Below are 23,250 nucleotides of genomic sequence, written 5' to 3' on the forward strand. Positions count from 1 at the left end.
AGGAAGATGAGTGAATCAGGCGGATTGACGCTTTTTTACGGCAGCGACGATGGCTTCCGCCGTAATTCCGAAATGCTTGAACAGATCCTTGGCCGGAGCCGAGGCCCCGAAGCTGCTCATGCCGATGAACAGGCCGTGCTCGCCGATGATCCAGTCCCAGCCCTGACGTACGGCAGCCTCGACGCCGACGCGGATGGGCGCGGTGCCGATGACGGCGCGCCGGTAGCTTTCCGGCTGCTGGGCGAAGAGATCCATGCAGGGCACGGACACCACGCGCGCCGCAATGCCTTCGGCTTCGAGCTGGGCCTGTGCCGCGAGGGCGACGCTGACTTCCGAGCCGGAGGCGAAGATCGACACGGCGGCCTTGGAGGATGCGGGCGCCAGTTCGTAGGCGCCCTTGGCGACGAGATTGTCCTCGCTGTAGGTCTTGCGCACCTGCGGCAGGTTCTGCCGGCTCAGCGCGAGAATGGAGGGGGTATTCTTGTGGCGCAGCGCCGTTTCCCAGGCTTCCAGCGTTTCGGTCTGGTCGGCGGGGCGCAGCAGCAGCATATTCGGCATCGCGCGCAGCGAGGCGAGATGTTCGACCGGCTGATGCGTGGGGCCGTCTTCGCCAAGGCCGATGGAATCATGGGTCATGGCGTGGATGACATGCGCGCCCATCAGCGCCGAGAGGCGGAGCGCCGGACGGGCATAATCGGTAAACACGAGGAAGGTCGCGCCCGAGGCGATGATGCCGCCATGCAGCGACAGGCCGTTGCAGGCAGCGGCCATGCCATGTTCGCGGATGCCCCAATGGACGTAGCGGCCCTTGAACTGACCGGCGGAAATCGCCGGGGTCGCGTCGATCTTGGTGTTGTTCGAGCCGGTGAGATCGGCCGAGCCGGTGACGAGTTCGGGCACCAGCGGCGCGAGAACCTTCAGAGCGGCCTCGCCGGCCTTGCGGGTTGCCATTTCGGTGGCATCGGTGGCCAGCTTCTTCTTGGCTTCGGCGACAACCTGGCCGAGATTGGCGGGCAGGGTGCCGGAGATGCGGCGCTCAAGTTCGCTGCGCACAGCGCCGGGAGCGGCGGCAAGAGCCTGCTTCCAGGCCTTGTGAGCGCGCTTGCCCCTGTTGCCCGTGCGGCGCCAGACCTTGTGAATATCTTCCGGCACGGTGAAAGCCGGATAGTTCCAGCCAAGCTTTTCGCGGGTTCCGGCAACTTCCGCATCGGAAATTTCGCCATGGGCCTTGGCCGTGCCGGCAAAATTGGGCTCGCCAAAGCCGATGACGGTTTTGGCGGAAATCATGGTCGGCTTATCGGATTTCTGGGCCTTTCTGATGGCGCGCAGAATGGCCTTGGGGTCATGCCCGTCGATGGCGAACGAATTCCAGCCGGCCGATTTGAAGCGGGCGATCTGATCGACCGAATCGGTGACGCTGACCGGCCCGTCGATGGTGATGCTGTTGTGATCGTAGATGACGATCATCTTGTTGAGCTTGAAATGGCCGGCAAAGGCAATCGCCTCCTGGCTGACGCCCTCCATCAGGTCGCCGTCGCCGCACAGCACATAGGTGTAATGATTGCACAAATCGCCGAATTCGGCATTGAGCATGCGCTCGGCCAGAGCCATGCCCACGGCGGTGGCGATGCCCTGCCCCAGCGGGCCGGTTGTTGTCTCGATGCCGAGTGTGTGGCCATATTCGGGATGGCCGGGCGTTTTCGATCCGAGCTTGCGGAAATCCTTGATGTCCTCAAGGCTCATGCCCTTGGTGCCAGTCAGGTAGAACAGCGAATAGAGCAGCATCGAACCGTGTCCGCCGGACAGCACGAAACGGTCGCGGTTGAACCAGTGCGGGTCCTTGGGGTCGAAATTGAGCACATCCCGGAACAGCACGGTGGCAATGTCTGCGGCGCCGAGCGGCAGGCCGGCATGACCGGATTTTGCCTTGGCGACAGCGTCCATCGACAGGGCGCGAATGGCATTCGCCATGTCGGCATGTGAGATTTGATTGGCCATTGAGGTTTTTCCTGAAGTCTGCAATCTCCCGCTCGCTTGATAGCATCGAAGCGGGGGGTGTCAATCTCCAATTCGCGCAAAAGGGCCTGTGCAAAGGCCGTTCTGGCGGATTGACGCCTGTTCGGCGCTGGCGTTAACTTGACGGGAGGAAGAAAAATGACATCTCTGCCGCATCGTCTGGAAGCCACATTGAGACGCCTGTCCACGGCGCTTGATCATCTCGACGCTGCCGTGGAGCGGCGCTCTTCAGCCGACCGCGTCCAGCAGGACCTGATGGAAGAATATGCCGTCATGCAGGATGACCGCGCCCGGCTCGGCATCGAGCTTGAATCGGCGGCCTCCCGTGCCCGGCGGCTGGAGCAGGCCACCCGCGAAGCCGCCAAACGCCTCGAACGCGCCAGCCTGACGATAAAATCCATTCTCTCCGCTCAGGAAAGGGACTGATCGCCATGCCTCATGTCACGGTCAATATTGGCGGGCGTCCCTACCGTCTGGCCTGCGGCGAGGGCGAGGAGGGCCACCTTGAGCTGCTTGCCCAGCGCGTCGAGCAGAAGATCGAGGATTTTCGCGGCTCTTTCGGCGAGATCGGCGACCAGCGCATCGCTGTCATGGCAGCGATTTCGCTGGCGGACGAAGTCGTCGAGTCCGAACGGCAGATCGCCAGTCTGCGGCAGGAGATCAGTCAGTTGCGCAATCTGGGCTCTGCCCAGCAATCGGCCAACGAGGATTGGCTCTCCGCCGTTTCGGAAAGCCTTGACGTCATGGCCGAGCGCATAGAATCCGCTGCCGCCCTGCTCAATGGCGCGCGCGCCGACTAAAGCATCCCCCTAGTATTTCGCCGCCGCCTGTCCTATGTTGCAAGGGCGAGGCTGCGGGGTTTGTGAGGATTGTATACTCGGGGCCTTATCGACACCCAGGGAGCTGTTCCTGTTCTTGCCCGTGGGCTTGAGCACACGGCGCCCACCTACTTTGTAGGTTCCCGGGATCGATATCCCACGGCTTTGTGGCTTCGCACCCGACTTTTCCGGCAATCAAGACAGGCTTATGCACAGAGACAAGGCCTTTTACCGTAACGAGGCGCTGTCTCGTCGTGATTCGCTCCCGGCAGGCGCACGGGCCGATGCCAGCGCCCGTATCACGCGGCACGTGCTGGCGCTGGCGCAGGACTGGCCCGCGGGGCCTGTTTCCGTCTTCTGGCCCATCCGCTCCGAAATCGACACACGGCCGCTGATGCTGGCGCTGATCGCCGCCGGAAGGCCGCTGGCCCTGCCGCGCGTCGAGGGCGATGTGCTCGAATTCCGGCTGTGGGATGGCCGGGCGCCGCTTGAAACCGGCAGGTTCGGCCTGTCCGAACCGGGGCTTGACGCGCCGCTCGCCCGCCCTGTCACCATGCTTATTCCGCTGGCGGCCTTTGATCGCGCCGGCCACCGCATCGGCTATGGCAAGGGCTTTTATGACCGCGCGATCGCCGCGCTCAATCCGCGGCGCAAGATCGGGCTTGCTTTTGCGTGTCAGGAAATCGCCCGCGTGCCCTATGAGGGCCATGACGAACGCCTCGACCAGATCGTTACGGAAGACGGCGTGATCGTCCCCTCACCCTGAGGCTCCCGAAGGGTGAAGGGGCGTTTAAAAATAGAGAAATCCGCGCATGCAAGCCTTTGTTTATATTCTCAAATGCGCTGATGACAGCTTCTATACCGGCTTGACGCGACGCAGTGTTGCAGAGCGCGTCAGCGAGCATAACCAGGGTCTTGTCGCCAGTTATACATGCATCCGACGCCCTGTTATCGTTGTATATAGCGCTGAATTTAACCGTATTGACGAAGCCATCGCGACAGAGCGCCGGATCAAAGGCTGGAACCGCGCCAAGAAACAGGCTTTGATCGATGGTGATTTTCAACGCTTAAAGGAATTGGCGGCGATCAGAGCTTCAGACCGCGCCCTTTATCCTTCGAGAGCCTCAGGATGAGGGCTTTGGTTTTTTCGCATAAGGGTTTCGGATTTTCAGGATCAGGCATCAAGGTAATGTCGCGCGGAGCGGATGTGGGTGAGGCGATCAGGCAAATGCTCAGGCGGGCACGAACTCCATAAAAATCTGGCAAGAAAGCCCCTCACCCTGAGGCTCTCGAAGGGTGAAGGGGCGTTGACGCGCATGTTCGCAAAGTCCAAACATTGAAAACAGAAAGTTAAGCGTACAATGCCAACTGAGGCAGGTGCTTATCGTTGAGCGCCAGAGGCCGGTATGAGACGGCAAAAGCGATAAAGGGTTCGAATACATGCGTCTTCTGTTCATTGGCGATGTCGTTGGCCGGGCTGGTCGTCTGGCGGTGATGGATCACCTGCCCGCATTAAGAGCGCGCTGGAGCCTCGATTTTGTTGTCGTCAATGGCGAGAACGCTGCCGGCGGCTTCGGCATTACGGAGGCGATCTGCGACGATCTTCTGCAGGCGGGTGCCGATTGCGTGACATTGGGCAATCATGCCTTCGACCAGCGCGAGGCGCTTGTCTTTATCGAGCGCCAGCCAAAATTGCTGCGTCCGGTCAATTATCCGGCCGGCACGCCGGGGCGCGGCGCCAATCTGTTTCAGGCGGCCAATGGCGCCAATATTCTGGTGATGAATGCGATGGGCCGTATTTTCATGGATGCGCTGGACGATCCTTTCGCCGCCGTCGAGCGGGAACTTGCCGCCTGTCCGCTGGGGCAGGCCTGCGACGCTGTGCTCATTGATTTTCACGCCGAGACGACCAGTGAAAAACAGTCCATGGCGCATTTTGTCGATGGCCGCGCCTCGGTTCTGGTGGGCACGCATACCCATGCGCCAACCGCCGATCATCAGATTCTTGCGCATGGCACGGCCTTTCAGTCGGATGCCGGCATGACCGGCGATTACGACAGCGTCATCGGCATGGACAAGGAAGAGCCCATCCGCCGTTTCACCCGCAAGGTGCCGGGCAGCCGGTTTGAACCGGCAGAGGGGCAGGCCACGCTGTGCGGTCTTGCGGTGGAGATTGATGGCAGGGGCCTTGCTACAAAAGTCGCGCCTGTGCGCATCGGCGGGCGCCTGTCACAGACCGTGCCGGATTTCTGGGGTTGAGAAGCGCTTTATTTTTCAGTTTTTCAAAGCTATAAGCGCCGGAATGTTTTCACGCATATCCGCGTCAGGTGGGATTCATGGCAGGTCATAGTCAGTTCAAGAACATCATGCACAAGAAGGGCAAGCAGGACGCTGCCCGTTCCAAGCTTTTTTCCAAGCTCGCGCGCGAAATCACTGTTGCCGCCAAGATGGGCCTGCCTGATCCGGCAATGAACCCGCGCCTGCGTGCCGCCGTGCTGGAAGCGCGCGCCGAGAATATGCCGAAGGACAATATCGAGCGCGCCATCAAGAAGGCCGTTGGCGGCGAAGGCGACAATTATGACGAGGTGCGCTACGAAGGCTATGCGCCGGGCGGTGTCGCTGTCATCGTCGAAGCCTTGACCGATAACCGTAACCGCACGGCCTCCGAGGTGAGGTCCTATTTCACCAAGGCGGGCGGGGCGCTGGCCGAGAGCAACGCAGTCTCCTTCATGTTTGATCGTGTCGGCCAGATTGAATTTGCCGCCAAAGTTGCCTCCGAAGACGCGATGATGGAAGCCGCCATCGAATGCGGCGCCGATGACGTGCAGTCCAGCGAGGACGGCCATACCATCGTCACGTCGATGGAGGCCCTGCGCGATGTCGCCAAAGCTCTGGAAGCCAGGTTCGGCGAGCCGCGCAAGGCGTCCCTCGTCTGGAAGCCGCAGAACACTGTTGCGGTTGACGACGAGGCTGCGGAAAAGATCATGAAGCTGATCGGCAATCTCGAAGACAATGACGACGTGCAGAATGTCTATGCCAATTTCGAGCTTTCCGACGCATTCGTGGCGAAGATGAGCGCCTGAATGGCCCTGACCCGCATCATCGGCATCGATCCCGGCCTGCGCAACATGGGCTGGGGCATCGTCGATGTGGAAGGCTCCCGGCTCATCTATGTCGATTGCGGCTCGCTGCATTCCGACGCAAAACAGAGTCTGGCGGAGCGTCTGCGCGAACTGCATGAGGGTCTTGCCGACATCATCGCGCGCTACCAGCCCGATGAGGCGGCGGTCGAGGAAACTTTCGTCAATACCGATCCGCAGGCAACCCTGAAGCTGGGGCAGGCGCGCGGCATTGCGCTGGTGGTGCCGGCGCTGGCTGGCCTCTCCGTTGCCGAATATGGCGCCAACAAGGTGAAAAAGACTGTTGTCGGCGTCGGTCACGCCGAAAAGGATCAGGTTCAGATGATGATCAAGGTCTTGCTGCCCAAATCCGCCGCGAGAACGGCGGATGCGGCCGATGCTCTGGCTATCGCCATCTGCCATGCGCAGCACCGGGGCGCTTCGGCGCTGAACAAGGCCCTGCAGCGCGGCGCTTGAGAACAAAACGGAAATATCCCATAGTCTGCCAGTGAGTCGCCAGACCAGAACGGCACGGAACCCATGATCGGCAAACTGAAGGGCATTATCGATTCCTACGGCGAGGATCACGTCATTCTTGATGTGAACGGCGTCGGCTATATCGTGGCCTGCTCCAGCCGCACCCTGCAAAAGCTGCCCCGCGTGGGCGAGGCGGCGGCCCTCGCCATCGAGACGCAGGTGCGCGAGGATGCGATCCGGCTTTTCGGCTTTGCGTCGGATGCGGAGCGCGACTGGTTCCGCCTGCTGCAAACGGTGCAGGGTGTCGGCTCCAAGGTGGCGCTGGCCATTCTGGGCATTCTTGCGCCCGCCGAACTGACAAGCGCCATTGCCCTGCAGGATAAGGCGAGCGTGGCGCGCGCCAGCGGCGTCGGCCCGAAACTGGCCGCGCGCATCGTGGCCGAATTGAAGGACAAGGCCCCCGTATTCGGCTCTGTCGACCCCAATATCGTGCGCCTTGCCGGAGAGGATGAGGCGAAAAGCGCGCCAAAGCCGGTGCAGGACGCAATCTCCGCGCTGGTCAATCTTGGCTATGGCCGCCCGCAGGCGGCGAGCGCTGTTGGCGCTGCCGTCGCCGCATTGGGCGAGGCCGCTGAAACCAGCGCGCTTATCCGCCGCGGCCTGAAGGAACTGGCGGGATGAAAAATCCCAAGCTCACCTCTCCCGACAAGCGCGAGGACGATATCGACGCCTCGATCCGCCCGCAGACGCTGGCCGATTTTACCGGTCAGGCTGCTCTGCGCGCCAATCTGAAAGTGTTTATCGAGGCGGCCAAGGCGCGCGGCGAGGCGCTCGATCACGTGCTTTTCGTTGGTCCGCCCGGCCTCGGCAAGACCACGCTCGCCCAGATCGTGGCGCGCGAGCTTGGCAGCAATTTCCGCTCCACCTCCGGCCCTGTCATTGCCAAGGCCGGCGATCTTGCCGCCCAGCTCACCAATCTCGAAGAGCGGGATGTGCTGTTCATCGACGAAATTCACCGGCTCAATCCGGCGGTGGAGGAAATTCTTTATCCCGCGATGGAGGATTTCCAGCTCGATCTGATCATCGGCGAGGGGCCTGCCGCGCGCTCGGTCAAGATCGATCTGGCCAAATTCACGCTGGTGGGCGCCACCACCCGCGCCGGGCTGCTCACCACGCCTTTGCGCGACCGCTTCGGCATTCCCATGCGGCTGAATTTTTACACCGTGGACGAGCTTGAAGGCATTGTCGTGCGCGGCGCGCGGGTGCTGAATATTCCCATGTCGCCCGATGGCGCCAATGAGATTGCCCGGCGCGCCCGCGGCACGCCGCGTATCGCCGGGCGGCTGCTGCGCCGGGTGCGCGATTTTGCCATTGTCGATGGCGTTGAAAGGGTCACGCGGGCGATCGCCGACAAGGCGTTGCGCCTGCTGGATGTCGATGCCATCGGCCTTGATCTGATGGACAGGCGCTATCTTGAAATGGTGGCGGTGAATTTTGGCGGCGGGCCCGTCGGTATCGAGACCATCGCCGCGGCGCTCTCGGAGCCGCGCGACGCCATTGAGGATATTATCGAGCCCTATCTTCTGCAGCAGGGCTTTTTGCAGCGCACCCCGCGCGGGCGGCTTCTGACGCCGCAGGCCTTCCGGCATCTGGGTCTGGCCGAGCCTGCGGCGCCAACGCCGCAGTTCCGGCTGTTTGATGTGGAGGATGAGGGGTAGAGAAGTTGCGTTCAGTTGGACTCAATGCCCCCTCCCCATCATCCTGAGCGTGTCGAAGGAGGTTGAGGGGGAGTGGCAAAAGACAATCACGCCCTATCGTCATTGCGAACGTAAGTGAAGCAATCCAGAAGGAAATGGATTGCGTTCGTCGGCTTCGCCTCCTCGCAATGACGGTTTTCCCCTCACCCTCTCCCCTCAAGCCGAGCTTGTCGAAGGATAGGGGGAAAGGGGATTTTTGCACTCTATAAAAAATGAAGTCCCCTAAATCCCCTTTTGTTTCAGCGCTGAACCGATCTCGTCGAGAACGGCCGGGTCGTCGATGGTGGCCGGGGTTGTCCATGGGTCGTGATCGGCGATTTTTTTCATCGTGCCGCGCAGGATCTTGCCCGAACGGGTCTTGGGCAGGCGCGGCACTGTCAGCACCAGCCTGAAGGCCGCCACAGGGCCAATTTTCTCGCGCACAAGTTTCACGATTTCCTTTTCGATTTCGGCATGATCGCGGTTGACACCATGCTTGAGCACGATGAACCCGCAGGGCTGCTCGCCCTTGAGTTCGTCCTTGATGCCGATGACGGCGCATTCGGCCACGTCCGGATGCGAGGCCAGCACTTCTTCCATGCCGCCCGTGGAGAGACGGTGGCCGGCGACATTGATGATGTCGTCGGTGCGGCCCATGATGTAGAGATAGCCGTCCTCGTCGCGGTATCCGGCGTCCGAGGTGGAATAATAGCCGGGAAAGGCCTCAAGATAACTTGATTTCATCCGGTCGTCCGCCTGCCAGAGGCTGGGCAGCGCGCCGGGCGGCAGCGGCAGTCTTACCACGATAGAGCCCATCTTGCCCGCCGGAACAGGGTGTCCGGCCTCATCGACGATCTGCACGTCAAAGCCTGGCATCGGCACGGTTGGCGAGCCATGCTTGACCGGAAGCTGCTCCAGTCCGAGCGGATTGCCCACCATGCACCAGCCGGTTTCCGTCTGCCACCAATGGTCGATTACCGGAACTTTCAATACATTCTCAGCCCAGGCGACGGTATCCGGGTCGGCACGCTCGCCGGCCAGAAACAGGCTGCGGAATCTGGAGAGATCGTAGCGGCCGATATGGCTGGCCTGCGGGTCCTCCTTGCGGATGGCGCGGAAAGCGGTGGGCGCGGTGAACAGCGAGACAATATTATGCTCTGAAATAACCCGCCAGAACGCGCCGGGATCAGGGGTGCCGACCGGCTTGCCCTCATAGAGCAGCGAGGTTGAGCCGTTGATCAGCGGCCCGTAGACGATATAGGAATGCCCCACCACCCAGCCGACATCCGAAGCGGCCCAAAAGGCCTCTCCCGGCGCGATGCCGTAGAGGTGGCGCATTGACCAGTGCAGCGCCACCATATGGCCGCCATTGTCGCGCACGACGCCCTTGGGTATGCCGGTCGTACCCGACGTGTAGAGCACGTAGAGCGGATCGGTGGCCATCACCTCGACACATGGCACCGTGCGGCCTGCGGCCTTGGCTGCGGCCACGAGGCTGGCCCAGTCATGATCGCGCCCCGCAACCAGACGTGCCTGCTCCTGCGGGCGCTGAAAGAGGATGCAGCCCTGCGGCTTGGCACTGGCAAGCTCGATCGCTTCGTCCAGCAGCGGCTTGTAATGCACGACGCGGCCCGGCTCTATGCCGCAGGAGGCGGCGAGAACCAGTTTCGGCTGCGAATCGTTAAGGCGGGTGGCCAGCTCCTTGGCGGCGAAACCGCCGAACACCACCGAGTGGATGGCACCGATGCGCGCGCAGGCCAGCATGGCAAAGGCGGCTTCGGGAATCATCGGCATGTAAATGATGACGCGGTCGCCCTTTTCGACGCCCTGATCCTGCAGCACGGCGGCCAGCGTCGCCACCTCATGCAGCATTTCGGCGTAGGTGAAGGTTTTTTTCTGGCCGGTCAGCGGGCTGTCATAGATCATTGCCGCCTGTCCGGCGCGCCCGCCGGCCACATGCCGGTCAAGCGCATTGTAGCAGGTGTTGCAGGTGGCGTCAGGAAACCAGCGGCCATAGGGGCCGGAACCGGGGTCGAATGCCGCCACCGGCGCCTTGAACCAGTCGATCGCCTGTGCGGCCTCAAGCCAGAACTGTTCCGGATTATCCTGCCAAGTGGCATAGACTTCAGAATAGCGACCCATGATCTTCTCCACGCGCGGCATGTGCCTGATACGCGGCACATTAAGCGAGAATGCCTGTGTACGCACCCTATCTCTTTGTCGAACCATTCCCGCCGCAGCAACGCTTGAATTTATCATCGATGCGAAATTTCCGCACGGATGCGCAGCCGCGCTTGCTCGGTCGCGGATCAGGTCGCAATCTGCCGCAATCTAGCCGAATGTTGAAGAGGCATCGTCTCGCGGAGACGGTATAAGGGATCGGGGAGGATCGCATGTCACCTTCAGTCTACGACCAGAATCTCGACCGCAACGCGGCCAATCACCAGCCCTTGTCGCCTGTTCCCTTTCTGGAGCGGGCCGCAGCGGTTTTTCCCGACAGGATCGCCATCGTTCACGGGCCGCTGCGCCGCACCTACCGCCAGTTCTATGCGCGCAGCCGGGCGCTGGCCTCGGCGCTGCAGCGCGCGGGAATCGGCCGCGGTGATACGGTCAGCGTCATGCTGGCCAATACGCCGGCGATGCTGGAGTGCCATTACGGGGTGCCGATGTGCGGCGGCGTGCTCAACACGCTCAACACGCGCCTCGATGCCGCGGTTCTGGCCTTCACGCTCGATCATGCCGGGACGAGGGCGCTGATCGTCGACCGCGAATTTTCGAAAGTGATGAAAGAGGCGATCAGCCTGGCCAAAAACAAGCCGCTGGTGATTGATTACGACGATCCCGAATATTCCGGCGCGGGCGAGGCTTTGGGCGTGCAGGATTACGAGGCCTTTGTCGCCTCGGGCGACCCCGGCTTTGACTGGCGACTGCCTGACGACGAATGGGACGCGATCAGCCTCAATTACACGTCCGGCACCACGGGCGACCCCAAGGGCGTGGTCTATCATCATCGCGGAGCTTATCTTCTCGCCATATCCAACCTGCTGACCGGCAATATGGGGCATCATCCGGTTTATCTGTGGACCCTGCCGATGTTTCATTGCAACGGCTGGTGCTTTCCCTGGTCGGTTGTGGCGGCCAATGGCACGCATGTCTGTCTGCGGCAGGTGCGCGCCAGAACCATGTATGAACTTATTGCCGGACATGGCGTGACCCATATGTGCGGCGCGCCGATCGTGATGAGCACGCTGCTCAATGCGCCGGACGAGGAGAAGAAGCCCATTTCCGGCAAGGTCGCGTTTTTCGTCGCCGCCGCGCCCCCGCCCGCCTCAGTGCTGGCCGCGATGAAGGCTGCCGGATTCGAGGTGACTCATCTCTATGGCCTTACCGAAACCTACGGCCCGTCCGTGGTCAACGACTGGAACAGCGACTGGGATGCTCTGCCTCTTGACGAGCAGGCCGCCAAGAAAGCGCGTCAGGGCGTGCGCTATATCTCGCTCGAAGGCCTTGATGTGCTCGATCCGCAGACCATGCAGCCCGTGCCTGCCGACGGCGAGACGCTCGGCGAGGTGATGATGCGCGGCAATGTGGTGATGAAAGGCTATCTGAAAAACCCGGCGGCCACGCAGGCCGCCTTTGCCGGAGGCTGGTTTCACTCCGGCGATCTCGGCGTCAAACATCCCGATGGCTATATCCAGCTCAAGGACCGCTCGAAGGACATCATTATTTCCGGCGGCGAGAATATTTCCTCCATCGAGGTTGAGGATGCGCTCTACAAGCATCCGGCAGTGCAGGCCGTGGCCGTTGTGGCGCGCCCTGACGAAAAATGGGGCGAAACGCCCTGCGCCTTCATCGAACTCAAGCCGGGGGCCAGCGTCACCGCTGAGGAACTCATCGGCTGGAGCCGAAATCACCTTGCCGGCTACAAGGTGCCGCGCACGGTCATCTTCGCCGAACTGCCCAAAACATCGACAGGCAAGATGCAGAAATATGTGCTGCGGGAACGGGCCAGAGCGCTTTAGCGGCGGATAAAACGGGTTTGACGGCGCTGTCTCTCTTGCTGTTATCGATAACTATGCGATAGTGCGGCTAAAAGGGAGTTGGAATATGGCTGGGATGGATGTTTTGATGCCTGCGCCGATGATGCCGCTGATCATGGATGGCATTGCGGCGCGCCTGCCGCTGCATCGCATGTGGGAGATGAGCGCGGCGGATGTGGAGCATATCGCGCCCCAGATCCGCGGCCTCGCCGTGGGCGGCGGGCACCAGCCGGTCGACGCTGCCTTCATGGGCCGTTTTCCCAATCTCGAGATCGTGTCGAGCTTCGGCGTTGGCTATGATCATGTCGATGCGAAATGGGCGGGCGCGCACGGCATCATCGTCACGCATACGCCCGACGTGCTTAACGAGGAGGTGGCGGATACCGCGATGGGCCTGTTGCTCGCCACCGTGCGCGAATTGCCGCGGGCCGAGCGCTACCTGCGCGCCGGCCATTGGCTGAGAGACAATTTTCCGCTGACGTCCACGCTGCGGGGCCGCACGATGGGCATTCTGGGCCTCGGGCGCATTGGCAAGGCCATTGCCCGGCGCGCCGAAGCCTTTGGCCTCAGGATCGCCTATCACGGCCGCAACCGCCAGCCGGATGTCGATTATCCCTATTATCCCACGCTCAAGGGGCTGGCCGAGGCGGTCGACATTCTCATGGTGATCACGCCCGGCGGCGCCGCCACCAAGAATATCGTCAATATGGAAGTTTTGCGGGCCCTTGGGCCGGACGGCATCGTCATCAATGTGGCGCGCGGCTCGGTCATTGATGAACCTGCGCTGATCGAAGCGCTGCAGAAAAAGCTGATTCTGAGCGCCGGTCTGGACGTATTTGCCGATGAACCGCGTGTGCCGCAGGCGCTGATCGATATGGATCATGTCGTGCTGCTGCCGCATGTCGGCTCGGCTTCACATCATACGCGCAACGCCATGGGCCAGCTGGTGGTGGACAATCTTCTGGCATGGAATGAGGGCAAAGCGCCGCTGACCCCGGTGCCGGAGACGCCTGTCCGCCGCTGACCTGAGGCAGGGAAGGCGCCTGACGCGCTCGCACCCCTCAATCTGAACCCGTTAAGCCTCATCCTGAGCCTGTCGAACCTCATCCTGAGCTTGTCGAAGGATGATCGCCTCTCCCTCGCCCTTCGACAGGCTCAGGGCGCGGGGAGAAAGCAGGTAGCGGCTTTACAACCGGCTTACAGCGAGAAACCGCCATCGATGATGTGGATCGTGCCGGTGGTATAGGCGCTTTCGTCCGACGCCAGATAGACGGCCAGAGCTGCAATTTCCTCGGCCTTGCCGAGGCGGCCCATGGCCTGCCGGTCGATAAAGGCCTGACGCACGGCATCTTCGCTCTGGCTGGTCTGCCTGGCCAGAGTGGCGATGCGCTGATCCAGCGAGGGGCTTTCGATCGTGCCGGGGCAGATAGCGTTGCAGCGGATGCCGCGCTTGATGAAATCGGCGGCAACGGCCTTGGAAAGGCCGATGACGGCCGCTTTCGAAGCGCCATAGACATAGCGGTTCGGAATGCCGCGTACCGAAGATGCGCCCGAGGCGATGTTGATGATGGAACCCGCGCCCCGCTCCAGCATGCCCGGCAGGAATGCGCGGATCATGCGGTGCATCGATTTGACATTGAGGTCGAAGGAAAAATCCCAGTCCTCGTCCGAGCATTCCAGCACGGAGCCGTGATGGACGAAGCCCGCGCAATTGAACAGAATATCGACCGGGCCGATGTCTGCCGCCAGAGCCTGCACGGCGGCGGTGCTGCGCACATCGAGCTTGCGCACGGTTGCGCCCTTCAGGCCGGCGAGCGCCTCTTCGTTAATGTCGGTGGCAACGACCTTCGCGCCCTCGCGCAGAAAAGCTTCGGCGGTGGCAAGACCGATGCCCGCTGCCGCCGCCGTCAGAACCGCTGTCTTTCCCTGTAAACGTCCACTCATTTCATCTGCTCCCTGAATTGGCTCAAACTGGTTTTCTGCTGGCCGTTGGCATCAAAATTGGCCGGGTCAAGCCAGGCTTCGAAGGCCTTGGCATTGCGCGGCCACTCGCTGTCCAGCATCGAATACCATGCGGTGTCGCGGTTGCGTCCCTTGACAATCATATGCTGACGGAAAATGCCCTCAAAAGTGAAGCCGAAGCGCAGAGCCGCGCGGCGCGAGGGCGCATTGAGCGCATTGCACTTCCATTCGTAGCGGCGGTAGCCGAGTTCGAAGATATATCTGGCCAGCAGATACATGGCTTCAGTTGCGCCCTTCGTGCGCTGCAGCGCGGGCGTGTAGAGAATATTACCCACCTCGATCACGCGGTGGGTGGTGTCGATGCGCATCAGCGTGGCATAGCCGATGGCGCGGCCCGTTTTGTCGAGAATGGCGAAAAACAACGGATCGGCTGAAGCCGCCTTGGCGGCTATATGGGAATCAAAGGCCGCCTTGTCGGCAAACGGTGCTTCGAACAGATAGTCCCAGACATGGGCATTCTTGCCATGCGAGAGCGGATAGAGGTCATCGCTGTGGCGCGCCAGCAAAGGCGCCAGCGTGATGGAGCGGCCTTCGATCGTATGATGCACCGGGCGTGGCGCGGGTCTTGGGTCGACAGGCACGCCGACAGGTTCAGCAGAGGTCATGTTTGCCTCTTTATCAGGATTTGGCGCGGGAAGGAGCTCCCGCCCATCCTGCTCTGGCAAGGGGCGGGAGCCGGGCGGGCTGTTTCAGTGATTGTCGCGCGGAACACCTTTTGTCTGGGCCACGCGCTGATATTTCACTGCTGGCTCCAGCACCATGCCCTCGTCGAACTGTTCGACCATATTGCGCTGGATCTCCTGCCATGGTGTCTGGCTCGGGGCATATTTGAAGCCGCCGTCCTTCATCAGCTTGGCGTGGCGCTTGTGATATTCCTCCTGCGAGATCAGAATATTGGCCGTGCGCTTGTCAAGATCGATGCGGACACGGTCGCCGGTCTTGATGATGGCAAGGCCGCCATTGGCTGCCGCTTCCGGCGAAGCATTGAGGATGGACGGCGAACCCGAGGTGCCGCTCTGCCGTCCGTCGCCGATACAGGGCAGCGATGTGATGCCGCGCTTCAGCAGGGCCGCTGGCGGCTGCATGTTGACCACTTCCGCGCCGCCGGGATAGCCGATCGGCCCGGTGCCGCGGATGAACAGCATGCAGTTCTCGTCGATCTTGAGCTTGGGGTCGTCGATGCGGTGGTGATAATCTTCCGGGCCCTCAAAGACGATGGCCCGGCCTTCAAACGCGTTCGGGTCTTCGGGATTGATGAGATAGCGGTTGCGGAACTCGTCGGAAATCACGCTTGTTTTCATCACGGCATTGTTGAACAAATTGCCCTTGAGAATGATAAACCCGGCATCCTCGCGCATCGGCGCTTCAATCGGCCAGATCACATCGGCATCAAGGCTTTCCATCCCCTTACAGTTTTCGCCGATGGTCTTGCCGTTGACGGTGAGCGCGTCCTTGTGAATGAACTTTTTCTTCATCAGTTCATTGACGACGGCGGGAACGCCGCCAGCACGGTGAAATTCCTCGCCCAGATATTTGCCCGCTGGCTGCAGATTTACGATGAGCGGGATGTGATGCCCGTATTTCTCAAAATCCTCGATGGTCAGCGGCACGCCCATATGGCGGGCGATGGCCAGAATATGGATCGTCGCATTGGTCGAGCCGCCAATGGCGGAATTGACGACGATGGCGTTCTCCAGCGCCTTGCGCGTGATGATCTCTGAGGGTTTCAAGTCCTCCCAGACCATATCGACGATACGCTTGCCCGTTTCATAGGCGATCTGCCCGCGCTCGCGGTAAGGGGCGGGGATGGCGGCGCAACCGGGCAGGGTCATGCCCAGCGCCTCGGCCAGCGCGTTCATGGTGGAGGCGGTGCCCATTGTATTGCAATGGCCGACCGAAGGAGCCGACGAGGTCACGATTTCCATGAATTCCTCGTAGTCGATCTTGCCTTCCGCAAGTTCCTGACGCGATTTCCAGACGATGGTGCCGGAACCCGTGCGTTCGCCCTTGTGCCAGCCGTTGAGCATAGGCCCGCCCGAAAGCACGATGGCGGGTATATTCACGGTGGCCGCGGCCATGATGCAGGCCGGTGTGGTCTTGTCGCAGCCGGTGGTCAGCACCACGCCGTCGAGCGGGTAGCCGTAAAGCGTTTCCACCAGACCAAGATAGGCAAGGTTGCGATCGAGCGCCGCTGTGGGGCGCTTGCCGGTCTCCTGAATGGGGTGCACCGGAAATTCAAAGGGAATGCCGCCAGCGGTGATGATGCCGTCGCGCACGCGCTTGGCCAGTTCGAGGTGATGGCGGTTGCAGGGCGAGAGATCGGAGCCGGTCTGGGCTATGCCGATGATCGGCTTGCCTGAGCGCAGTTCGCCGGGAGTGAGGCCGAAATTGAGATAACGCTCGATGTAGAGCGCGGTCATTCCGGGATTCTCGGGGTTGTCGAACCACAATTTGGAGCGAAGCGCGTTCTTGTCGTGCTTCGGCTTCTTGTCGTCCTTGTCAGATTTCTTGGCCACTCTATCCTCCAATCAAAAAGTGAATGCTAGAATGCTACAAAGCGGGGTGCAAAATCAATCACCAAAAATGGCACAGGAAAGGGCTGTTCGCGCATAGCTGCGGTTTTTACGGTTCTGCCGCCGGCGGGGCAGCGCTTCAGCGGAAATGGAGTCTGCCTGCGTCCTGATGCCGGGCCTGACTGCGTCAAAGTGCATCAGCGCGCCCGGCCCGTGTCCGGAGCAGCCCCGGACAAGACAAAGCCGCCCTTTGGGGCGGCTCCGAGAATTCGTAATGGTGGACTGCGCCGGTACAGAGATTATTTCGGCAGAAGATTGCCGAGGAAGCTGAATGGATTGGATGATTTATCCGGCGGCGCCACATCCTTGTCGGTCACCGCTTCCGTCATCTTGCGGTAGCCTTTCGGCGGTTCGGTCAGCCATTCGCGCGGCGGCTCCTGACCGACGGAGATTTTGTCCGGCTGCGTCAGCCCGCTCAGAGCGCGGTCGACAGCGGCCACTTCTTCGGGCGTGGGAGGGCAGGCCTTCTGGTTGCAGGTTTTGACCTGCGGCTGGGTCGGCTCGCTTGATGTCGGAATGCGGCTGGCAAGGCGCCCGTCCTTGTCCAGAGTCTTCGGACCATTCTGCATTTCGCTCTTGATGTCGTGGTCGACAGGCATGCGCGCCTCGGCGGCCTTGCGGCGGGCGCGGGCGACATCCGGGTCGTTCGGCCATTGCGGATTTGGCTTTTCATTGGCGCTGACCGGCTTTGGCAATGTCGTGTCGCCCTTGGGCGGCAATACCAGCGGCGCCCGGTCCCGGTAGTCGATTTCCTGATTATTGTCCGGCTGGATGCCAACCAGCGATGTGAATTCGTGAATCAGTGTATCGTCGCCATCATCCATTGCGCGCGCGGGGCCCTGAGCCAGGACAAGAGCCACGGTGCAGCTGCCAAGCAGCAGGCCAAGCTTGTGAAGATGGGAGCTATTCGTATGACGCATCAACATGATCCTTACATGCCTGAACAATCTGCCGCCGAAAAACGGCAATTGAGTGGCAGAGCTTCAGGCCTGATCCTTTTTCAAAAAGGACTCATACATCAGAAGACCAACGCCTGCAACGATGGCCATGTCGGCGATATTGAAAACACCCCAGGGCGCGAAATGGCCGAAATGCACATGGAAGAAATCGGCTACAGCGCCAAAACGCGCCCGATCAAGCGCATTGCCGCTCGCACCGCCGATAAGAAGGCCCAGCGCGATTGTCGTTATTGAATTGGTTGCGCGCATCATCCAGTAAAAAAATGCGATACAGGCCAGAACATAAATCGCCAGCAGGCCAACACGGGCGAGATCCGTCTGCGCCGTCAGCAGCGAATAGGAAATCCCCCGGTTCCAGGCCAGGGTAATTTCAAGAAAGGGCGAAACCTGCACCGCACCGCGGGTTTCGATAGAAAATATATCCAGCATCCAGGCCTTGAAGCCCTGATCGAGGACAAAAGCCCCGGCTGCCGCCAATAGGCCGGAGTGGAGCGGGCGCATTTTCAGCTCCAGCGCCCCAGCGCCCGCAATTCGCGCAGGGCTTTCGCATCGCGCGGGGTGACGTCCGGAAATTCCGGGTCGGCGCCGACATCCGGCGAAATGCGCCAGCTGCGGGCGCATTTCTTGCCGGTGGCCCTGACCGGCACCACCGCGACGCCGGGCACTTCGGCGAGACGGAAAGCGTTTTCAGGCGCGGGATCGGCACTGATGCGGATGTCCGAGGTAATGCAGATATCGGCAAATTCGACGCCGTTCAGGCTCTCGCGCAGCGCGGCATCGGCAATATGCACCACTGGCGCGGCCTCAAGGCTGGAGCCGATGGTCTTGGCGGCGCGCTCAAGTTCCAGCGCGCCGGTGACCACCGAACGGATGCGGCGCACGAGCTTCCATTTTTCCGCCAGAGCCTCATTACGCCAGCCGTCCGGCGTGGCCGGGAACTGCTCCAGATGTACCGAGCCCTCCGCGCCGGGGTTGCGCGAGAGCCATGCCTCTTCGCAGGTGAAGGCGAGTATGGGCGCAAGCCACACACTGACGCGGGCGAAGATCGCGTCGATGACGGTCAGAGCCGCGCGGCGCGTCAAGCTGGAAACAGGGTCGCAGTACAGCGCATCCTTGCGGATGTCGAAATAAAACGCCGACAATTCGGTGTTGAGGAAGGCCGAAAGCCGCGAGACGATAAGCTTGTAGTCGAAGCTCTCATATGCGGCGCGGATATCGGCATCGAGTTCGCTGAGGCGATGCAGCATAAGCCGCTCCAGTTCCGGCATGTCCTTCAGCACGACATCTTCCTCGCGCCGGTGATGGGCGAGCGTCCCCAGCATCCAGCGCAGGGTGTTGCGGATCTTGCGGTAGGATTCGACAAAATTCTTCAGAATTTCCGGGCCGATGCGCAGGTCGTCGGAATAATCAGAGGCACAGACCCACAGGCGCAGAATGTCGGCGCCCGCGTCCTGCATCACTTTTTGCGGGGCGGTGACATTGCCGAGCGATTTGGACATCTTCTGTCCCTTTTCGTCCAGCACGAAACCATGCGTGAGCACAATGTCGAAGGGCGCGCGCCCGCGCGTGCCGGAACTCTCCAGCAGCGAGGAATGGAACCATCCGCGATGCTGGTCGGAGCCCTCCAAATACATCACCTCATCCATGCCGCCATCCACCTTGCGGTGAATGCCCGCCAGACCGGGGAAATGCACGGCGTCTTCCAGCACATAGGAATGCGTCGAGCCCGAATCGAACCACACGTCGAGAACATCCGAAACCTTCTCATAATCGGCGGGGTTATGATCGGGGAGGAGGAAGCGCTCGGCCGCATTGGCGTTGAACCAGGCATCCGCGCCTTCGGCTTCAAAGGCGCTGGCGATGCGCGCATTGACCCTCTCATCCACCAGAACGTCATGCGTGCCTTTTTTCACGAAGACGGCAATCGGCACGCCCCAGGCGCGCTGACGCGACACCACCCAGTCCGGACGGTTGGCGATCATGCCATTGATGCGGTTTTCGCCGGCCGCAGGCACCCATTTCGTCTGCCGGATCGCGTTGAGTGCAATATCGCGCAAAGTGGCGCCGTTATGGCCCTCGCTGCTGCCCTCTCCCGCCGGGAGGGGGTTGGCAATCGCCTTGTCCATCGCAATGAACCATTGCGGCGTGTTGCGGAAGATTACGGGCTTTTTCGAGCGCCAGCTATGCGGATATTGGTGCTTGAGCCGCCCGCGGCCGATGAGATTGCCGGCCGCGACCAGCGCCGCGATTACGGCATCATTGGCATCGCCCTTGGAGCCATCGTCCTTGAGCACGCGCTTGCCCTCAAAGCCCGGCGCATCCTTGGTGTAGATCGAATCGGCATCGATCGTGTAGGGAATGCGCGTGTCGATCTTGCGTTCCGCCAGCAGCCTGCCGCTGGCCATCCAGATGTCAAAGTCCTCGCGGCCATGGCTCGGCGCAGTGTGGACGAAGCCCGTACCGGCGTCATCGGTGACATGATCGCCATCGAGCAACGGCACCGGGAAGGAATAGAACGGGTTGAAACCGGCGAGAGGATGGGCACAGGTGAGCGTGTGCAATGTTGCCGCGGGCACGTCGGCGAGGCGCTCGAACGCCCCGACCTTGGCGGCCTTGAACACGCTTTCGGCGAGCTTGTCGGCCAGGATATAGGTCTCGCCGACCTTGGCCCAGTTGTTCTCCGGCGCGGCTGTAACGCGGTAAAGGCCATAGGAAATTCTGTGCGAATAGGATATCGCGCGGTTGCCGGGGATGGTCCAGGGCGTTGTTGTCCAGATGACGATGCGCGCGCCATGCAGCGATTGGCTGTCGCTCTTCACCGGAAACGTCACAAAGACCGTATCGGACGTGTGGTCCTCATATTCCACTTCGGCCTCGGCCAGAGCGGTCTTTTCCGCCACAGACCACATCACCGGCTTGGAGCCACGATAGAGCAGGCCATTGGCCGCGAATTTCATGATTTCGCGGGCAATCTGCGCCTCTGCGGGAAAGGTCATGGTCAGGTAGGGATGATCCCAGTCGCCGGTGATGCCGAGACGCTTGAATTCCTCGCGCTGGATATCCACCCATTTTTGCGCGAAGGCGCGGCACTGACGGCGGAATTCGACCACGTCCACATCGTCCTTGTTCAGGCCCTTGGCGCGGTATTCCTCTTCGATCTTCCATTCGATCGGCAGGCCGTGGCAGTCCCAGCCCGGCACATAGTTCGAATCCTTGCCCATCATCTGCTGCGAGCGGGTGACAACATCCTTGAGGATCTTGTTCAGCGCGTGGCCGATATGAATATTGCCGTTGGCATAAGGCGGGCCGTCATGCAGGACGAATTTCGGCCGGGCCGCGGCACTGGCGCGCAATTTTTCATAGAGGCCGATTTTCGCCCAGCGTTCCAGAATCTCCGGTTCTTTTTTCGGCAGGCCCGCGCGCATGGGAAATTCAGTCTGCGGCAGGAACAGCGAAGGCGAATAATCTTTGGACTCTGTCATTGCGAAAACTCTGGCGGTTGGTTGCTTTCGCATAAACGATTTGTGGCCGCAATGCCAAGGGTTCCGCGCGCATTTCTCGCGGCCGGGCCGTCTTAATCGTCTCAGACAGGGCTTTAGCGGATACGAAATACCTTGAACGGCGTGTCCGGCAAGACAATCGGATCAAGCCAGGAGGGAATATCGCCCGCCGTCAAAGCTTCGGCGAGGCTGCCCTTCACAGATTTCCGATATTGGATTTCGGGGCTTCTTTCGCAAAAGGCCAGATAGGTCGCTCCGGTTTTACGCGCGAAGACACCAGCCTGATCGGGGGACGCGCGCCATGTCCTGATGGCGAGGGTCATGCCGTGAATATCGCGGTGGTAGGGGCCAGTGACCGTCTTGTGGTCGGTGAGGGCCAGAATATTCGAGCCTGCATCCACGAAGCTGAGAATGGTTCCCTTCGGCAGTTCGCGCAGCGCCGTAAAGGCGGAGGACGCGCCGCATTCATTCGCCGTTGCCGAATTCTGCTCGCCCGCATTGTCATCGCGCTGCAGAGCCATGCTCCAGAGCGTGCCCAGGAAGGGCACCACAACAAGCAGCGGAACCAGTTTGACGAGGTAGCCCTGCCGCTTTTCCGCCCAGGCTATTGCAGTGATGAAGGTCCAGCTTATACCAAACTGCATTACAGGAGCGGCTATCGGTCCGACGCGCAATTGCCAGACGGTGAACAGATCCCCCATAAGCGCGAAACCCGCGAGCATGAACCAGCTCTCGCGATCCGCGCCCCGGCTCTTCCATCCGGCTGCCAGCAGAGCCAATGTGCAGAGCACGAAGGATATGGCCGGCGGCAGGATTTCTGCCGGATGGGCGCGCAGGCTGCTGAGCAGCGATTGCCCTTCCTGAACGTGATCCAGCCAATGTTCGCGCATCAGAGCCGGCACATCGTTCATCGGCTCGCGCAGAAAGCCGGGAAACAGCAGCAGGATGATTGCAATGGCCGTGCCGCCGCACAGCGCCAGCGCGATGATCCGCATGCGCAGCTCCGTTAAGCGCGGCAGGAGCGCGGAGAACAGCAGCAGTCCGGCCCCGCCGATCAAGGCCGCGCTGACATGGGCCGCTGAAAACGCATCGTAAAACACCGCGTCATATTCCGCGGGTCTGATGGTCAGAAGCATCAGCGCCATCATCGAGACCGCCAGACTGATGGCAAATGCGTTCAGATGCGCCGCGAATGGAGCGCCGCGCACACTGGCCAGCACGGCAAATATGGCGATCATCGTGACAACGAAAGGCAATGTCTCAAGGGAAATCTGCAGGGACACAGCAGCCGTGAAAGCGGCCAGCGCGGCGCCATGCCAGACATTGCTGCTTGCGGCCTCGAGCGTGAGCGCGATCATGCCCAGCGTCATGACGCATTGCAGCCCGTGGTGGTCGATCGCGCCCGGCAGGAACACCCCGACAGCCGGTGACAAGATCGTCAGAAGCGCGGAGATGAGGGCGCCTTCCCTGCCGAACAGGCGCCAGCCAATGCGCAGCATCAGTGCCAGCATGGCCGTGAAGAGCAAGGCCGGTGCGGTGATGCGCATCAGGCGCTCGGCGTGATCTGCGTCAAAACCGAGGCGGAAAATATAATAGATAGCGGCCAGCGGCACATCCAGCAGACGGGACCAGTGCATCTGTACGCCCAACGGCGGGTCCATCCGCCATTGGGTCATGTCGAACCAGTTCTGCCCGTTCAGGAAATCGCGCATCTCGACAAGGCGCATGGCATCGTCGGTATCACGGAAATTGTTGGCTTCCCAGACGCTGCGCACCAGCGGCCAATTTATCACGAACCACAGCGCCAGCCCCGTCAGGACGGCTGGCCATTTGAGGCGGGTGTCACAGGCCTTCGCAGACACTTGTCTCGAATAATGTGACATGCTGGGAGACGACATTGCCTGTCCTGATCATTATTGCCGGTGCGGCAGTAACATCATGTCCTACGTCAAAACTCACAACAATATTTAAACAAAACCATCTATACTTC

Annotated in this window: 20 protein-coding genes and 1 other RNA gene; 12 read left to right on the plus strand and 9 right to left on the minus strand. The window is 61.1% G+C overall.

Annotated features, from left to right (window positions below):
- Positions 1-15: 15 nt before the first annotated feature.
- The gene (tkt, locus tag AC0N03_RS05615) at positions 16-1,998 is read right to left on the minus strand and encodes a transketolase (RefSeq protein WP_474287592.1); all 1,983 of its coding nucleotides are present in this window, start codon (positions 1,996-1,998) and stop codon (positions 16-18) included.
- A 156-nt stretch (positions 1,999-2,154) separates the two neighbouring features.
- Between tkt and AC0N03_RS05620 the strand changes: the two genes are divergently transcribed.
- The 10 genes from AC0N03_RS05620 (at position 2,155) to ruvB (ending at position 8,148) form a co-directional block, all read left to right on the plus strand.
- On the plus strand, positions 2,155-2,442 hold the full coding sequence (locus AC0N03_RS05620) for a DUF4164 family protein (RefSeq protein WP_474287593.1): 288 nt from the start codon (positions 2,155-2,157) through the stop codon (positions 2,440-2,442).
- Between the two features lie 5 nt (positions 2,443-2,447).
- Positions 2,448-2,816, plus strand: coding sequence for a cell division protein ZapA (locus AC0N03_RS05625; protein WP_474287594.1), 369 nt, complete (start codon positions 2,448-2,450; stop codon positions 2,814-2,816).
- Positions 2,817-2,861: 45 nt separating this feature from the next.
- Positions 2,862-3,012: non-coding RNA, 6S RNA (ssrS, locus tag AC0N03_RS05630), on the plus strand.
- A gap of 30 nt (positions 3,013-3,042) precedes the next feature.
- The gene (locus AC0N03_RS05635; protein WP_474287595.1) at positions 3,043-3,600 is read left to right on the plus strand and encodes a 5-formyltetrahydrofolate cyclo-ligase; all 558 of its coding nucleotides are present in this window, start codon (positions 3,043-3,045) and stop codon (positions 3,598-3,600) included.
- 46 nt (positions 3,601-3,646) lie between these two features.
- The gene (locus tag AC0N03_RS05640; protein WP_474287596.1) at positions 3,647-3,967 is read left to right on the plus strand and encodes a GIY-YIG nuclease family protein; all 321 of its coding nucleotides are present in this window, start codon (positions 3,647-3,649) and stop codon (positions 3,965-3,967) included.
- A 307-nt stretch (positions 3,968-4,274) separates the two neighbouring features.
- A complete protein-coding gene (locus AC0N03_RS05645; protein ID WP_474287597.1) occupies positions 4,275-5,093 on the plus strand; it encodes a TIGR00282 family metallophosphoesterase in 819 nt (272 codons plus the stop codon).
- A gap of 77 nt (positions 5,094-5,170) precedes the next feature.
- On the plus strand, positions 5,171-5,917 hold the full coding sequence (locus AC0N03_RS05650) for a YebC/PmpR family DNA-binding transcriptional regulator (RefSeq protein WP_474287599.1): 747 nt from the start codon (positions 5,171-5,173) through the stop codon (positions 5,915-5,917).
- Positions 5,918-6,430, plus strand: coding sequence for a crossover junction endodeoxyribonuclease RuvC (gene ruvC, locus AC0N03_RS05655; RefSeq protein ID WP_474287600.1), 513 nt, complete (start codon positions 5,918-5,920; stop codon positions 6,428-6,430). It abuts the gene before it with no gap.
- Between the two features lie 63 nt (positions 6,431-6,493).
- Positions 6,494-7,111, plus strand: a complete 618-nt coding sequence (gene ruvA, locus AC0N03_RS05660) for a Holliday junction branch migration protein RuvA (protein ID WP_474287601.1) — start codon at positions 6,494-6,496, stop codon at positions 7,109-7,111.
- Complete coding sequence (ruvB, locus tag AC0N03_RS05665) at positions 7,108-8,148, plus strand: Holliday junction branch migration DNA helicase RuvB (RefSeq protein ID WP_474287602.1); 1,041 nt, start codon at positions 7,108-7,110, stop codon at positions 8,146-8,148. The genes ruvA and ruvB overlap by 4 nt, the downstream gene beginning before the upstream one ends.
- Before the next feature lie 261 nt (positions 8,149-8,409).
- Here ruvB and AC0N03_RS05670 read toward each other — a convergent pair whose 3' ends face one another.
- Positions 8,410-10,308, minus strand: a complete 1,899-nt coding sequence (locus tag AC0N03_RS05670; protein ID WP_474287603.1) for a propionyl-CoA synthetase — start codon at positions 10,306-10,308, stop codon at positions 8,410-8,412.
- A gap of 251 nt (positions 10,309-10,559) precedes the next feature.
- Here AC0N03_RS05670 and AC0N03_RS05675 point away from each other — a divergent pair, with 251 nt between their 5' ends.
- Positions 10,560-12,188 carry an acyl-CoA synthetase gene (locus AC0N03_RS05675; protein WP_474287604.1) on the plus strand — a complete coding sequence of 543 codons (1,629 nt, stop codon included), beginning with the start codon at positions 10,560-10,562 and terminating at the stop codon, positions 12,186-12,188.
- Positions 12,189-12,273: 85 nt separating this feature from the next.
- Complete coding sequence (locus AC0N03_RS05680) at positions 12,274-13,230, plus strand: 2-hydroxyacid dehydrogenase (protein ID WP_474287605.1); 957 nt, start codon at positions 12,274-12,276, stop codon at positions 13,228-13,230.
- Positions 13,231-13,403: 173 nt separating this feature from the next.
- Here AC0N03_RS05680 and AC0N03_RS05685 read toward each other — a convergent pair whose 3' ends face one another.
- The 7 genes from AC0N03_RS05685 to AC0N03_RS05715 all read right to left on the minus strand — a co-directional run bounded on the left by AC0N03_RS05685 (position 13,404) and on the right by AC0N03_RS05715 (position 23,158).
- Positions 13,404-14,150 carry an SDR family oxidoreductase gene (locus AC0N03_RS05685; RefSeq protein ID WP_474287607.1) on the minus strand — a complete coding sequence of 249 codons (747 nt, stop codon included), beginning with the start codon at positions 14,148-14,150 and terminating at the stop codon, positions 13,404-13,406.
- On the minus strand, positions 14,147-14,833 hold the full coding sequence (locus tag AC0N03_RS05690; protein WP_474287609.1) for a GNAT family N-acetyltransferase: 687 nt from the start codon (positions 14,831-14,833) through the stop codon (positions 14,147-14,149). Before AC0N03_RS05690 ends, AC0N03_RS05685 begins: the two co-directional genes overlap by 4 nt.
- 84 nt (positions 14,834-14,917) lie before the next feature.
- Positions 14,918-16,744, minus strand: coding sequence for an IlvD/Edd family dehydratase (locus AC0N03_RS05695; protein ID WP_474287611.1), 1,827 nt, complete (start codon positions 16,742-16,744; stop codon positions 14,918-14,920).
- Positions 16,745-17,040: 296 nt separating this feature from the next.
- The gene (locus AC0N03_RS05700) at positions 17,041-17,721 is read right to left on the minus strand and encodes a hypothetical protein (RefSeq protein ID WP_474287613.1); all 681 of its coding nucleotides are present in this window, start codon (positions 17,719-17,721) and stop codon (positions 17,041-17,043) included.
- Between the two features lie 63 nt (positions 17,722-17,784).
- Positions 17,785-18,261 carry a signal peptidase II gene (gene lspA, locus AC0N03_RS05705; RefSeq protein ID WP_474287614.1) on the minus strand — a complete coding sequence of 159 codons (477 nt, stop codon included), beginning with the start codon at positions 18,259-18,261 and terminating at the stop codon, positions 17,785-17,787.
- A 2-nt stretch (positions 18,262-18,263) separates the two neighbouring features.
- Complete coding sequence (gene ileS / locus AC0N03_RS05710; RefSeq protein WP_474287615.1) at positions 18,264-21,242, minus strand: isoleucine--tRNA ligase; 2,979 nt, start codon at positions 21,240-21,242, stop codon at positions 18,264-18,266.
- Between the two features lie 113 nt (positions 21,243-21,355).
- Positions 21,356-23,158 carry a hypothetical protein gene (locus AC0N03_RS05715; protein ID WP_474287616.1) on the minus strand — a complete coding sequence of 601 codons (1,803 nt, stop codon included), beginning with the start codon at positions 23,156-23,158 and terminating at the stop codon, positions 21,356-21,358.
- Positions 23,159-23,250 lie beyond the last annotated feature (92 nt).

The sequence above is a fragment of the Methylocystis sp. sgz306128 genome (assembly GCF_056032725.1).

Excerpts from the sequence above, each read along its gene's own strand:
- AC0N03_RS05675 (WP_474287604.1), top strand. The coding sequence starts at position 10,560 with ATGTCACCTTCAGTCTACGACCAGAATCTCGACCGCAACGCGGCCAAT.
- ruvB (WP_474287602.1), top strand. The coding sequence starts at position 7,108 with ATGAAAAATCCCAAGCTCACCTCTCCCGACAAGCGCGAGGACGATATC.
- lspA (WP_474287614.1), bottom strand. The coding sequence starts at position 18,261 with ATGCGCCCGCTCCACTCCGGCCTATTGGCGGCAGCCGGGGCTTTTGTC.
- ileS (WP_474287615.1), bottom strand. The coding sequence starts at position 21,242 with ATGACAGAGTCCAAAGATTATTCGCCTTCGCTGTTCCTGCCGCAGACT.
- AC0N03_RS05680 (WP_474287605.1), top strand. The coding sequence starts at position 12,274 with ATGGCTGGGATGGATGTTTTGATGCCTGCGCCGATGATGCCGCTGATC.
- AC0N03_RS05645 (WP_474287597.1), top strand. The coding sequence starts at position 4,275 with ATGCGTCTTCTGTTCATTGGCGATGTCGTTGGCCGGGCTGGTCGTCTG.
- AC0N03_RS05640 (WP_474287596.1), top strand. The coding sequence starts at position 3,647 with ATGCAAGCCTTTGTTTATATTCTCAAATGCGCTGATGACAGCTTCTAT.
- AC0N03_RS05635 (WP_474287595.1), top strand. The coding sequence starts at position 3,043 with ATGCACAGAGACAAGGCCTTTTACCGTAACGAGGCGCTGTCTCGTCGT.
- tkt (WP_474287592.1), bottom strand. The coding sequence starts at position 1,998 with ATGGCCAATCAAATCTCACATGCCGACATGGCGAATGCCATTCGCGCC.
- ruvA (WP_474287601.1), top strand. The coding sequence starts at position 6,494 with ATGATCGGCAAACTGAAGGGCATTATCGATTCCTACGGCGAGGATCAC.
- AC0N03_RS05700 (WP_474287613.1), bottom strand. The coding sequence starts at position 17,721 with ATGCGTCATACGAATAGCTCCCATCTTCACAAGCTTGGCCTGCTGCTT.
- AC0N03_RS05685 (WP_474287607.1), bottom strand. The coding sequence starts at position 14,150 with ATGAGTGGACGTTTACAGGGAAAGACAGCGGTTCTGACGGCGGCGGCA.
- AC0N03_RS05670 (WP_474287603.1), bottom strand. The coding sequence starts at position 10,308 with ATGGGTCGCTATTCTGAAGTCTATGCCACTTGGCAGGATAATCCGGAA.
- AC0N03_RS05620 (WP_474287593.1), top strand. The coding sequence starts at position 2,155 with ATGACATCTCTGCCGCATCGTCTGGAAGCCACATTGAGACGCCTGTCC.
- AC0N03_RS05690 (WP_474287609.1), bottom strand. The coding sequence starts at position 14,833 with ATGACCTCTGCTGAACCTGTCGGCGTGCCTGTCGACCCAAGACCCGCG.
- AC0N03_RS05625 (WP_474287594.1), top strand. The coding sequence starts at position 2,448 with ATGCCTCATGTCACGGTCAATATTGGCGGGCGTCCCTACCGTCTGGCC.
- AC0N03_RS05715 (WP_474287616.1), bottom strand. The coding sequence starts at position 23,158 with ATGTCGTCTCCCAGCATGTCACATTATTCGAGACAAGTGTCTGCGAAG.
- ruvC (WP_474287600.1), top strand. The coding sequence starts at position 5,918 with ATGGCCCTGACCCGCATCATCGGCATCGATCCCGGCCTGCGCAACATG.
- AC0N03_RS05650 (WP_474287599.1), top strand. The coding sequence starts at position 5,171 with ATGGCAGGTCATAGTCAGTTCAAGAACATCATGCACAAGAAGGGCAAG.